Raw genomic sequence first — 13,265 nt, 5'->3', positions numbered from 1 at the left:
TTTCGCTGGCGAATGATGCTTTAGCGGACGCGGTAGAGTTCGACCGGGTCTCCGCGCGTTTCGGCCACCGGTTCGAGCCAATCGGGGACGCTTCCCTGCATCAGCCCGGCCAGGAAGCCTTGCGGCGCCTTGGCGGCGAGCACCTTGCTTTCGGCGCTGCCGCGGCACAGCGCCACCAGGCCGACGTGATGAGCCGCCGCGATCGTCCCCGCCTGGTCCGCCGATCCGAGGAAGGCATCGAGCGCAAGCAGATCGCCGGCGATGTTGCGATGATAGGGGCCGGCAAAGACGCGGTGCCCGGAATATGCCAGGATGGGCGAGCCGAGATTGGAAATGGCAAGCACCGTGGTGTCCGGCAGCCGGGCCAACGCCGCGAAAGAGGCCTTGCGCTCGCAGGACGGATCGCTGTCGGTGTCCTGTGCCTCGACCGAGACCTTGTTGGCCTCGAATACGCTCGACGTCGCGGCGGCAGCACCGGCCCAGACGGCATTCACCGACACCACCCAGACCGCCGCCATGCGCAGCGATACGCTGCGCGCAGGGCTGATCCTCGCCCGTTCGCGCCAGCTTGCGATCCAGGCCGACAGCGGGATGACGGCAAAGGCGATCGAGAATGTCGAGCCGCGGACCTGCCAGGCGCTGACGATGAAGGCGCCGACCAGCAAGGCGCCGACGAGGCTGTCCTGGCGGCGCCATGGTCCGCGCAGGCGAAGCGCCATCAGCGCGATCGCCACCAGCGGCGTGACATAGCGCGCCGCCAGCGAGGCCGGCTCATTGACGGCAATACTGAACAGCGACTGCGCCTCGTCGATGTGATCGAGCCACAATTCCTTGAGGCGCGGATCGAGGTTTGCGTAGGGAGCCGCAAGGCATTGCGGAAACAGCGCCACGACGACGGCGCCCAGCCCAAGCGCGAGCAGGCTAAGCGAGATCAGGCGGCGGCTGGCCGTGCCATTGGACACCGTGAGCGACGTCACGGCGGCAAGCCCCAGTCCGGCGATTGCCGCCACCACGAACTGCACAGCCGAGAAGGCATCGCACTGCGGCTGGCCCATGGCCGATGGCGGGATGGTGGTGACGAAGACGAGGGCTGAAACCCCGGCAAAGCCGAGACCGAAATCCCTGGCGATCCGGCGTTCGCCGCCGGGATCGACGACGAACAGCAAAGCGATGCAGGCGCCGATGGTGGCGACATAGGGCGCGGTTTCCATGCCGACGGCCAGCGTCAGGGCCGCACACAGCCCGGAAATCAGCGCCGCCCAGCGACGCGCCGGCGCCTCGAGCAGCAGGCTGAGGCTGGCCATGGTCAGCGTCAGCTGGACATTGTGATGATCGAGCGCACCCGGCAAGAAAATGCCGATGAAATGCAGCGCCGCCGCGCCGATGACGATAGCGGGCAGCACGGCGCCGACGCCGGCGAAGCTGCGTGCCGCACGGGCCGTAAAAAACACCGCCAGGCAAAACAGCAGCGACGGCCACAGCACCTGTGCGATCGCTTCGGCCATGGCCATGCTGCCGGTCAGCGCCGAGGCGGCGAGGATGATGGCGGCGAGCGGTGCGTCGACCAGCCGCGACCAGTGCATGACGAAACCGCCTTCCGGCCCCATCCTGTACTGATGCAGGTCGAACCAGCCCTGGCCGGCCAGCATGTCGCGAACCTCGACCAGCCGCAGCAGGCTGTCATTGTCGCCGCCGGCATTGCTCAATTCGCGAAAGCCCGTGGCGGCATTGACGGCCAGCACCACCAGCATGGCAAGCAGCGCCAGCGTCATATCGGACTTCCAGGAGGAAGCACCCGCCTTGGCTGCGTTCATCATCATGACCTTCGTCGGAAAGACTGCGGCCTTAAACCTAGCCTTAACAGCTTCAATAAATAGTAAAGTCGCCTGAGCGAGGCCGCATATGAGCGCGGCCGGAGGCTCCGCCGGGCGTCGGGAGACGGAAATGCCGCACGAAGTCCGCCATGAGCCGGCCATTGCCGTGCTCCTGCCTTGCTACAATGAGGAACTGACCATCGCCGAGGTGGTGCGGCGCTTTCGCGAGACGCTGCCATCGGCCGAGATCTATGTCTATGACAACAATTCGCGCGACCTGACGGCATTAAAGGCCCGCGCGGCCGGCGCCATCGTCATCCGCGAGCCGCGCCAGGGCAAGGGCAATGTCGTGCGGCGCATGTTCGCCGACATCGATGCGGACATCTATCTGATGGCCGATGGCGACGGCACCTATGCGCCGGAAGATGCCTCGCTGCTGATCAACATCCTGCAGACCGAGCGCTGCGACATGGTGGTTGGCACCAGGCGCGGCGTCACCGACGATGCCGGCCGTTCCGGCCATGCCTTTGGCAACCGCATCTTCAACAGCCTCTACAAGCGGCTGTTCGGCACCGACTTCACCGACATCTTCTCCGGCTACCGCGTCTTCTCGAGGCGTTTCGTCAAGAGCTTTCCCGCGGTTTCCGGCGGCTTCGAGATCGAGACCGAAATGTCGGTGCATGCCTCGCAGCTGAAACTGCCGGTGAGCGAGATCGCGCTCGATTATGGCCGCCGGCCTGAGGGATCGTCGTCGAAGCTGTCGACCTATCGCGACGGCGCCAGGATCCTGTGGATGTTCGCCATGCTGATGAAGGAGACGCAGCCGCTGCGCTTCTTCGGCGCCTTCGCCATTTTCTTCCTGGCATCGAGCCTTACCCTGATGACGCCGGTGCTGATCGAATTCGCCCAGACCGGCCTCGTGCCGCGCATGCCGACCTGGGTGCTGTCGGTCGGCCTGCTGCTCTTGTCGATGCTTGCGATGGTGACCGGACTGATCCTCGATTCGGTATCGCGCGGACGCGCCGAGCAGAAGCGCATTTTCTATCTCTCCGTCCCGTCGGGCCGGGTCGAACGGCGCGAACGCACGAGCGAAACAGCGAAGGCCGAACCGGGCAAGACGCCCCGGGCCGCCTGAGGCCGTGAGCCGGCTCGCCCGCTTCGTCCTGGCCGGCGGCGTCGGTTTCGTCGCCGATGCCGCGGCGCTCTGGCTGCTCTTGGCGGTGACGCCGCTCGGTCCCTCCGTCGCCCGTGTCCTGTCGATCGGCTTTGCGCTGTGCGTCACCTGGCAGATCAACCGGCACCTGACCTTTTCGCCGTCGAGCCGCGGCGTGGCGCAGGAGGGCGCGCGCTATGGCGGCGTCGGCATCGCCACCAGCATTGTCAACTATCTCGTCTACTGCGCCATCCTGTTCGCGCTGCCGGCAATGCCGCCGCTGGCGGCACTTGCCGTCGCTTCGCTGGTCGCCATGGCGCTGTCCTTCGTCGGTTACTCCCGGCTGGTCTTCGACCGTTAAAGGTCTGGGCCAAGCAAGCGCGATTGGCAGAAGCCGCCAAGTTCCGTATATCGGCGACAGAGCCTGCTGGAGACCAGAAGATGCCCCTGAAGATCGCCGTCCAGATGGACCATGTCTCCACCGTCTCGATTGCCGGCGACACGTCGTTTGCGCTGTCGCTGGAGGCGCAGCGGCGCGGCCACCAATTGTTCCACTACACGCCCGACCGGCTGTCGATGCTGGGCGGCAAGGTGTTTGCCCGCATCGAAGAGATGAAGCTCCGCGACGAGAAGGGCAATCATTATACGCTGGGCGACAAGGTGCGCACCGACCTGTCGGAGATGGATGTGATCCTGCTGCGCCAGGATCCGCCCTTCGACATGAATTACATCACCACCACGCATATTCTGGAGCGCATTCACCCGAAGACATTGGTCGTCAACGACCCGGCCTGGGTGCGCAACAGCCCGGAAAAGATCTTCGTCACCGAATTCCCCGATCTGATGCCCGAAACGCTGATCACCAAGGATCCCCAGGAGGTCGCGGGCTTCCGCAAGGAATTCGGCGACATCATCGTCAAGCCGCTCTATGGCAATGGCGGCGCCGGCATCTTCCATCTCAAGGAGGACGACCGCAACCTTGCCTCGCTGCTCGAAATGTTCGCCCAGCTGTCCCGCGAGCCGTACATCGTGCAGCGCTATCTGAAGGATGTGCGCAAGGGGGACAAGCGCATCATCCTGATCGACGGCGAGGCGGTCGGCGCCATCAACCGCGTGCCGGCCGACCACGATTCTCGCTCCAACATGCATGTCGGCGGCCGCGCCGAAAAGACCGAGCTGACGGAGCGCGAACGCGAGATTTGCGCCCGCATCGGCCCGTCGCTGAAAGAGCGCGGCTTCATCCTGGTCGGCATCGACGTGATCGGCGACTACATGACCGAGATCAACGTGACCTCGCCAACCGGCGTGCGCGAAGTGCAACGCTTTGGTGGCGCGGATATCGCCAGCCTGTTCTGGGACGCGGTGGAGGAAATGCGGCGCAATTCGGCCGCGTAGTGTGCGTTGCTACGGAGGACTTTGGTGGGTCCAGAGAAGCATCGAAGGATGCTCTTTATCGGGTAAGACTGCCGAGCAAGCGGCTCATCAAATCAAACTATGTCCCGGAAGCGCCGAGGCCTCAGTTTCGGAGGAAGGAGACCGATAAGTCTGGTCTGCAATTTTCGCTGTGGTGTTGCCCAGTCTTTCAGCAGAAAACCCGCGTCGGAGTTCTTTTCCAGCAATGCAAAAGCTGCAGACAGTCCGATCAGGTCGACCAAGGTCCTGCGCATTGAGTGGCGGGAGATTAAATGCTCCAGTCCCGGCGCCACTTCGCACCAACGATTGGCCAGTGCCCGCCGTATCGCTATTTCAGTATCAGGCGACATCCTGCCGAGGCCAACTCCGGTACCCAGGATGCGCCCGTCCGCCCAGCCATTGCCGCCGTGAAGCCGATAACTGCCAAGAGCCCGCCCAATCCTCACGGTTCCGCCGATTATATGGGCGGCACGAGCCATATAACCATCGGCACATATCTTTATTTCGTCCGGATCGGATGGACGCATGATTTCAAGCGGAGCTCGACGAAACATCATCCCCGATGTGGTTGACCAAAACCAACCCACGGTACCCCGATCAATAAATAATAATGTCGGGTCAGCTTCGGTGTCGACATGCAGGTAGCCGCTCATTTTCGGCATCGATCGTTCAGGTGGAATACGGGATGACCGCCCGCAAGCAGGTTGCCGGCCGTATCTATCACCACCTCATCGGAGCTCGACATTGCCGCGATACGGGTTTGGCTGAGATGCGCTCTCACATGGCATTCTATGAAGTCAGGATGCCAAGCATCGTCACCGTCAAGAAAGGAGATCAGGGGCCCGGCTGTCGCGTCAAGCCCGGTCATCATTGCTGTCAACTGCCCGCCATTTTGCAGTCGGGGCAGAAAGCGGAAACGACTGTCGCCAAGCTGGGACAGACACTCTTCAATCCTTCGGCGGGAACCGTCGGTCGAAAAATCATCGACCACCACGCATTCGAACGCAGTGTATGTCTGCGCCGCTACGGATCGGATCGCAGTGTCGATGAATGCCTCTTGATTGAAACAGCCTACGCAACGGATACGGTTGGTAGCGCGATGTGAGAACCAGCTCCGCTTGGGACGATGTTTTCTTTCAAGAGGCGCTTCTCCGTACACCAGATTTGATCGCCTGAGATATTCCGTCGATCAAATGGCGGTGTTTCTTTGCCAAATTTCTCTCTATCGAAGCGAGTTTTTCTCCGCACTCAAGATCGCAATTGACGCATGTTGACCCTACAGCACGGGTATCGCCCTCCTACCAAATTCGAGATTGTCAGAGCCATGCTGCGTCATGGCCACAACCTCAGAAAAGGGCACCCTTCCGCGAAGTCGCAACCTGCTCTTCAGGCCAGTTTGCTGTCGGACGATCCGTTCATATCCTATTCGGGAATGTCCGGTACGCCGCTCGGATTAGCAAGTCATATGCCTTTCCGTCCACGCAGCCACCGCGCCTGGTTTCTCATCTCGCCAACCTGGTCCGTCGAAAACAGTGCTAGCGTCAAAACCATCCGGACCTATGCCGTTCTGCATAGACTCAAGAACCCCCGTCACTCGCTAATCTTCCTATCCAACACTCAGGCAGAGGCTGATCTGTTGAACCAGTCCGGCGAGGCCGCCGTCCTGCACAACAAGACGTCAACAACCTCCGAACACATATTCAGGCCTCTCGATGACGTCCCTGTAGAATTTGATGCAATCTACAATGCGCAGCTGGCTCCGTGGAAGCGCCATGACTTGTCGCTTGGCATCCAGCGTTGCGCATTTGTCTTCTATCGAGATTCAAGCGGATCCTCCACGACGGAGTCGGAAAGAGCGCGAATAAATCGGCATAGGGAGCTCGCGCCGCATCACGTCTTTATCAACGAGTTTGACGGCACCGGCAAGCCGGTCCGATTGGCACCGGCTCAGGTGAACACGCATCTAAATCGTGCAGCCGTGGGAATCTGTCTCTCTCACCTGGAAGGACCAATGTTCGCCAGCACGGAATATCTTCTCGCGGGCCTTCCAGTGGTCACGACGCCGAACCATGGCGGCCGAGACCTTTATCTGGATGACGACTATTCGCTCACAGTTCCACCCGATCCTCGATCCATCGCGGAGGCTGTCTTAGCGCTGAAGGAGCGACGAATTCCCCGGGATTACATTCGTTCGCAAACTTTGAAACGAATCGAACGAGACCGCGGGCGGTTCATAGACCTTGTAAACGAGATTTTTCTGGAGAGCGGCTCTTCGCGCCGGATCGCCCTGCCTTGGCCTTTCAGATATCCTGTCATGGAGTGGCTTCCACCGCAGGTCGCGATCGATCGATCGCTTTCAGGTTCGGTCGATGCCTTCATCACCGCTTAGAAGCAACACCCTCAGATTGCCGAAGGGCCTAGTCGCCCTTGTTAAACGCGGTCGAGGAGGCGGAGCAGCCGTTCCATTTTGCTTAACCATCTTCCGTTTTTGCAACCGGCACAGCGCGCTGCAACCACCACGAATGCATGTTCCTGTAATGTTCTTGCCTTGGCCTGAAATCTATGGTTGTCTTGTCCTGACGTCGCTCGCGGTCTGAACCACAAGGCCGAGGCGAGCCGGTATCCGGGGGCAGAGCAAGATGGTGGCGCGGGTTCGCACGGTGGCTTTCCAGGGCATCGAGGCCGTGCCGGTTGATGTCCAGGTGATGATTGCGCCGGGCAAGGTCGGCATGCAGATCGTCGGGCTGGCCGACAAGGCGGTGGCCGAAAGCCGCGAGCGCGTGCAGGCGGCGCTCCATGCATCGGGCCTGTCGATGCCGTCGAAGAAGGTGACGGTCAACCTCGCTCCAGCCGATCTGCCCAAGGAAGGCAGCCATTACGACCTGCCGATCGCGCTCGGCCTGATGGCAGCACTCGGCGCCATTCCGGGCGACATGCTGGCCTCCTATGTCGTGCTCGGCGAATTGTCGCTCGACGGAACCATTGCCGCGGTTGCAGGCGCCCTGCCGGCGGCGATCGGCGCCAATGCCGAGGGCAAAGGCCTGATTTGCCCGTTCGGCTGCGGGCCGGAAGCGGCCTGGGCGGGAAAGGATTTCGACATATTGGCGCCGCGCAGCCTGATTGCCATCGCCAATCATTTTCGCGGCACGCAGGTGCTGTCGCGACCCGAGCCCGGCATTCATGTCTCGGCGCGCGACCTGCCCGACCTCTCAGACATCAAGGGCCAGGAAAGCGCCAAGCGGGCGCTGGAAGTGGCGGCGGCCGGCGGCCACAATCTCTTGATGGTAGGGCCTCCCGGCTCGGGAAAATCGATGCTGGCGCAAAGGCTGCCTTCGATCCTGCCGCCACTGGCGCCGAAGGAACTCCTGGAAGTCTCGATGATCGCCTCGGTGGCCGGCGAGCTCGGCGAAGGCAAGCTCACCGACCGGCGGCCGTTCCGCGCCCCGCACCATTCGGCCTCGATGGCGGCAATGGTCGGCGGCGGCATCAGGGCGCGGCCGGGCGAAGTATCGCTTGCCCATAACGGCGTGCTGTTCCTCGACGAGTTTCCCGAATTCACGCCGCAGACCTTGGATGCGCTGCGCCAACCGCTGGAGACCGGCGACTGCATGATCGCGCGCGCCAACCACCGCGTCACCTATCCGGCCCGCATCCAGCTGGTGGCGGCGATGAACCCGTGCCGTTGCGGCATGGCCGGCGAGCCCGGCTATCGCTGCCTGCGCGGCGAACGCTGCCGCACCGATTACCAGGCGCGCATCTCAGGCCCGTTGCTCGACCGCATCGACCTCAGGATCGAGGTACCGGCGGTCTCGGCCGCCGACCTGATCCGGCCCGACCGAGCGGAGAAAAGTGCAGCCGTCGCCCAGCGCGTGGCGCGCGCCCGCACCATCCAGCGCGAACGTTTCGAGCGGCTGGGCGTCACCAGCGCCACCACCAACGCCCATTGCTCGCCTTCTGTCATCGAGGACATCGCCGCGCCGGACGCAGCAGGCCTGTCGCTGCTGAAAGACGCCAGCGAGAAACTCGGCTTTTCTGCGCGCGCCTATCACCGCGTGCTCAAAGTGGCGCGCACACTGGCTGACCTCGACGCCAGCGAAACCGTCGGCCGAATTCACCTGGCCGAGGCGATTTCCTACCGCATGATGTCGGAGCGGGTAGCGCAGGCGGCGTAATCCTCCCCCCTTGAGGGGAAGGTGACCGCGAAGCGGCCGGGTGGGGTCGCCGAAGAATGCTCGATTTTTTTTTGAAGCCGAGCCGAGAAAGGGCCTCTGCGATGACATTGCTTGTAGTGTCGTCCGAAGGGAGTCGGCGCACTTCACGCAGGACCCCACCCGGCCCTTCGGGCCACCCTCCCCTCAAGGGGGAGGGAAACGCAGGCGCTAATTCGCCCGCTCTTTCGCCTTCAGCTCCAGCCGCCGTGCGTGCAGCACCGGTTCCGTATAGCCATTCGGCTGTTCGCGGCCTCTAAACACCAGGTCGCAGGCGGCGTGGAAGGCGATGGAATTGTCGAAATCGGTGGCCATCGGGCGGTAGAGCGGGTCGCCGGCGTTCTGCAGGTCGACGATCGCCGCCATGCGGCGCAGCGAATCCATCACCTGGATTTCGGAGCAGACCTTGTGGTGCAGCCAGTTGGCGATGTGCTGCGAGGAGATGCGCAGCGTGGCGCGGTCTTCCATCAGGCCGACATCGTTGATGTCGGGCACTTTCGAGCAGCCGACGCCCTGGTCGATCCAGCGCACGACATAGCCGAGAATGCCTTGCGCATTGTTGTCGAGCTCGCGCTGGATCTCGTCGGGGGTCCAGTTCGGCCGCACCGCCACCGGCACGGACAATATATCATCGAGCTTCGCCTTCGGCCGGCTCTTGAGCGCCGCCTGGACGGCATGGACATCGACCTTGTGATAGTGCGTGGCGTGCAACGTCGCCGCCGTCGGCGACGGCACCCAGGCGGTGTTGGCGCCGGCCTTGGGATGCGCGATCTTCTGTTCCAGCATCGCCGCCATCAGATCGGGCATCGCCCACATGCCCTTGCCGATCTGGGCATGGCCGGCCAGCCCGCATTCGAGCCCGGCGTCGACATTCCACGCCTCATAGGCGGAAATCCAGGCGGCCTGCTTCATGTCGCCCTTGCGGATCATCGGGCCGGCTTCCATCGAGGTGTGGATCTCGTCGCCGGTGCGGTCGAGGAAGCCGGTGTTGATGAACACGACGCGTTCCCTGGCGGCGCGGATCGCCTCCTTGAGGTTGACGGTGGTGCGCCGCTCCTCGTCCATGATGCCCATCTTGATGGTGTTTTTGGCCATACCGAGCAGCGCTTCGACGCGGTCGAAAATCTCGACTGCGAAGGCGACTTCCTCCGGCCCATGCATCTTCGGCTTCACCACATACATCGAGCCCGCGCGGGAATTCATCCGGCGCCCGTTGGCCCCGACATCGTGCAGCGCGATCAGCGCCGTCATCGCCGCATCCAAGATGCCTTCCGGCACCTCGTTGCCATCGCGGTCGAGGATGGCCGGATTGGTCATGAGGTGACCGACGTTTCGCACCAGCATCAGCGAGCGGCCAGGCAAGCTCAGCGCGCCACCACTGGGCGCGGTCCAGGCGCGGTCCGGATTGAGTTTGCGCGTGAAGGTTTTGCCGCCCTTGCTGATTTCCTCCGCCAGATCGCCCTTCATCAGGCCGAGCCAGTTGCGGTAGACGATGACCTTGTCCTCGGCATCCACCGCCGCGACCGAATCCTCGCAGTCCTGGATGGTGGTCAGCGCCGATTCCAGGATCACGTCGGCAATGCCGGCCGGGTCGGTGCGGCCGATCTGGTTGGTGCGGTCGATGAGGATCTCGATGTGCAGGCCGTTCTGGACCAGCAGGATGGCTTCCGGGTTGGCGCCGTCGCCACGATAGCCGGCAAATTGTTTCGGGTTGGCCAGCGTGGTGCCGCCGGCGCCGGCGCCGAGCCGCAAGGTGCCACCCGAAACCGTCAGCCCGTTCACGCCGGCCCATTTGCCCGAGGTGAGCGGCACGGACTCGTCCAGAAAACTCTTCGCCCAGGCAACCACCTTGGCGCCGCGCACGGGGTTGAAGCTTTTACCCTTCTCGGCGCCACCGGTCTCGGCAATGGCGTCGGTGCCGTAGAGCGCATCATAGAGCGAGCCCCAGCGGGCATTGGCGGCGTTGATCGCATAACGCGCATTCATCACCGGCACCACCAGCTGCGGCCCGGCAACCGTGGCGATCTCGGGGTCGACATTGTCGGTCGACACGGAAAAGGCCGGCCCTTCGGGCACGAGATAGCCGATCTCACGCAAGAAGGTTTTGTAGGCCTCCATGTCGATGGGCGCGCCATTGGCGCGGTGCCAGGCGTCGATCTGTTCCTGCATGGCGTCGCGTTTGGCCAACAACGCCCGGTTCTTCGGCGCGAGATCATGGACGATAGCCGAAAAGCCGTTCCAGAAGGCGTCGGCGGCAATGCCGGTACCCGGCAGCGCTTCGCCGACAAAGTCATGCAGTTCGCGGGCAATCCGCAATCCGGCGATCTCGACGCGATCGGTCATCAGGGCTTCTCCAGATGAAAGGCTTTGCGGCCTTTGGCATGTCAGGGGTGAAGGGTCAATTCAGCTTAGGGTGAAGGCGGGGAATTTGAAGCTGCTGATCTCTCCCCTCGTGGGGGAGATCACCTAAACCGCAATCCTCGGCCGACCCGATGCAACCGCCACCACATGCGCTTCGATAAACATCCGTTGGGCCTCAACCGTAGACACCTTGAACTCGGTCGAAACGTCGATCTCGGCATTATCCGTGCCGGCATCCTTCGCGCGCGCGGCTACGATCGCCCGCACATCAGCCTCCGCTGCCGCGATCGCCTCGGCCTCGTCCGTGAAGTCGCGCACCGTTTGCCCCGACGCCAAACGAAACAAACCTTCCTTAGGCTGGCTGACGCGGGCTTCGGCCGAGACGCGGACCTGGCCGACGACGGCGCCGAGTGCGTTGGCGACGTCGGTATCCTCCGGCACAACGCACTCATTACCGACCAGCTCGGCCAAGCCGGCATAGTGCAGCGGCGCCGAGGCGCCGAGGCCGATGACCGGACGATCGAGCGCGACGCTGAGCCTTGCGATGCCGGGATGGGAATCGACGGCGCGCTGCACCAGCGCATGCGCGACGGTGGCGGCGCCATCCAGCCCGTCTTCGGCAAAGGCGGTCTCCAGAATGTATTCGGCCGACCAGCGCGTCAGCGTCAGCAGCACGCGTTCGGAAATCACCTCCGGAGACGGCGCGATGTACTGGCCGCGGCCGTCGCGCTTGCGGGCAAACAGTTCGGCGCCGAGCCGGGCCGCAAGCGGGTCCCAGTTGGCCTGCTTGCCGAGCACATGCGCGGCGTCCGAAGGGGTGAAGCCCGAGATATGCACAAGACCGCGCGAGACCAGCCGGTTCAGCGTGGCGTTCTGGGCGTTCGAGGTGAGCAGCCTGTCGATGGCGAGCGGCACGGCACCAATGAGTTCATACAGTTTCGCCTCGGGCGCGGTCAGGCCGGCGGCGAGCCTGTCCGGCACGCCCGTGCGCAGCGCAAAGCGGCCGTCCATGCGGCCGGGGTTAGGCGCCCTGAGCTGGCGCTCGAGCTCCGATGTCACGGAAACACCATGCATCATGCCGGCCAGCGCCAGCGGCACCAGGCGGCGCGGCCCGAGCAGGATTTTCGGGTTGAGCGCGCCATCTTCCAGTGCCACTTCGGAATCGCCGCCGAGGCCGAAAGTGCGCATGGCGACCGCCTCGACCATGGTGCGGAAGCCGCCGACGGTGGCGCCTTCGGGATCGAGCCGAGGACGGCCGCCGTCGAGCACGGCGATATCGGTGGTGGTGCCGCCAATGTCCGACACCATGGCGTTGTCCAGGCCCGTCATGTGGCGGGCGCCGACCAGGCTGGCGGCCGGGCCGGAGAGGATGGTCTCGATCGGCCGCTGGCGGGCAAACGCCGCCGAAACCAGCGCGCCATCGCCGCGCACCACCATCAAGGGCGCTGCGATGTTGCGGGCTTCCAAAAATCCTTCGGTTGCCGCCACCAGCCGGTCGATCATCGAGATCAGCCTGGCGTTGAGCAAGGTGGTGAGCGCGCGACGCGGACCGCCGAGCTTGGCCGACAATTCATGGCTGGCGGTCACCGGGAGGCCGGTCTTTTCACGGATGAGGTCGCGCGCGGCGAGTTCATGCGCCGGGTTGCGGGTGGCGAAATAGGCGCAGACGGCAAAGCCCGACACCGAGGCGCCGAGTTCAGGGAGTGCTGCTTCCAGCCCCGACAGATCGAGCTTGGCCGCATTGCCGTGCACGTCATGGCCGCCCGGACAAAACACCACCGGATCGGTGCCGAGCGCCGTCTTCAGCCCGTCGCGCGCAAGGTCGGCCCCGGTAAAGCCGATCATGATGAGCGCCACACGCCCACCCTGGCCCTCGACCAGCGCATTGGTGGCGAGCGTCGTCGACATCGACACGAGTTTGATCGCGGCCGGATCGGTGGCCGATTTTCCCAGCACCGCATCGACCGCGCCGGAAATGCCGACGGCAAGATCGTGCCGCGTGGTCAGCGCCTTGGCCTTGGCCAGCACCTTGCCTTTTGGCCCGCCTTGTTCCGACCACAGCACGGCATCGGTATAGGTGCCACCGGTGTCGATACCGAGGAACAGGGGTTTTGGCTTGGCGGTCATGTCTGGCGGTCCGGGATTCTGCTCCCCCGCCCTTAGCCGATACGGCCCGGCGGATAAAGGCGGGAGAGGTGGGCCAGTTTGACCCTCGTCGCCGCTCATGCCCGCCAAACTTTGTAACGGTCACATTTTTTCATTGGTGCGTGGCCTGCCTTTGCGTGCACCATGCGCCGATCTCATCCCTTTCAGGAC

Annotated in this window: 10 protein-coding genes; 6 read left to right on the top strand and 4 right to left on the bottom strand. The window is 63.6% G+C overall.

From position 1 onward, the window contains the following. Window positions 1-20: 20 nt before the first annotated feature. Window positions 21-1,820, bottom strand: a complete 1,800-nt coding sequence (locus X756_RS159945; protein WP_023728798.1) for a hypothetical protein — start codon at window positions 1,818-1,820, stop codon at window positions 21-23. A 124-nt stretch (window positions 1,821-1,944) separates the two neighbouring features. Between X756_RS159945 and X756_RS159950 the strand changes: the two genes are divergently transcribed. The 3 genes from X756_RS159950 to gshB all read left to right on the top strand — a co-directional run bounded on the left by X756_RS159950 (window position 1,945) and on the right by gshB (window position 4,362). Then, a complete protein-coding gene (locus tag X756_RS159950; protein WP_023728797.1) occupies window positions 1,945-2,949 on the top strand; it encodes a glycosyltransferase in 1,005 nt (334 codons plus the stop codon). 4 nt (window positions 2,950-2,953) lie between these two features. Then, entirely contained in the window at window positions 2,954-3,328 is a 375-nt protein-coding gene (locus X756_RS159955) for a GtrA family protein (RefSeq protein WP_023728796.1), read from the top strand. Window positions 3,329-3,408: 80 nt separating this feature from the next. Further along, window positions 3,409-4,362 carry a glutathione synthase gene (gshB, locus tag X756_RS159960; RefSeq protein ID WP_023728795.1) on the top strand — a complete coding sequence of 318 codons (954 nt, stop codon included), beginning with the start codon at window positions 3,409-3,411 and terminating at the stop codon, window positions 4,360-4,362. Window positions 4,363-4,454: 92 nt separating this feature from the next. Here the strand turns inward: gshB and X756_RS1000000168595 are convergent, their stop codons facing one another. Then, the gene (locus tag X756_RS1000000168595) at window positions 4,455-5,033 is read right to left on the bottom strand and encodes a hypothetical protein (protein WP_156941326.1); all 579 of its coding nucleotides are present in this window, start codon (window positions 5,031-5,033) and stop codon (window positions 4,455-4,457) included. 32 nt (window positions 5,034-5,065) lie between these two features. Between X756_RS1000000168595 and X756_RS1000000169695 the strand changes: the two genes are divergently transcribed. From X756_RS1000000169695 to X756_RS159970, 3 genes are all read left to right on the top strand, one after another. Next, window positions 5,066-5,485 carry a hypothetical protein gene (locus tag X756_RS1000000169695; RefSeq protein ID WP_031237823.1) on the top strand — a complete coding sequence of 140 codons (420 nt, stop codon included), beginning with the start codon at window positions 5,066-5,068 and terminating at the stop codon, window positions 5,483-5,485. Between the two features lie 219 nt (window positions 5,486-5,704). Beyond that, on the top strand, window positions 5,705-6,769 hold the full coding sequence (locus tag X756_RS159965; protein ID WP_156933398.1) for a glycosyltransferase: 1,065 nt from the start codon (window positions 5,705-5,707) through the stop codon (window positions 6,767-6,769). A gap of 250 nt (window positions 6,770-7,019) precedes the next feature. Further along, entirely contained in the window at window positions 7,020-8,552 is a 1,533-nt protein-coding gene (locus tag X756_RS159970; protein WP_023701949.1) for a YifB family Mg chelatase-like AAA ATPase, read from the top strand. 207 nt (window positions 8,553-8,759) lie between these two features. Here the strand turns inward: X756_RS159970 and X756_RS159975 are convergent, their stop codons facing one another. Next, entirely contained in the window at window positions 8,760-10,931 is a 2,172-nt protein-coding gene (locus X756_RS159975; RefSeq protein WP_023728792.1) for a malate synthase G, read from the bottom strand. A 123-nt stretch (window positions 10,932-11,054) separates the two neighbouring features. After that, window positions 11,055-13,076, bottom strand: coding sequence for a hydantoinase/oxoprolinase family protein (locus X756_RS159980; protein ID WP_023728791.1), 2,022 nt, complete (start codon window positions 13,074-13,076; stop codon window positions 11,055-11,057). Between the last annotated feature and the right edge of the window lie 189 nt (window positions 13,077-13,265).

The organism is Mesorhizobium sp. LNJC405B00 (genome assembly GCF_000502615.1).
Taxonomy (GTDB): domain Bacteria; phylum Pseudomonadota; class Alphaproteobacteria; order Rhizobiales; family Rhizobiaceae; genus Mesorhizobium.
Note: the sequence above shows the minus strand (reverse complement) of the source record. Positions and strands in the feature narration are given on the sequence as shown.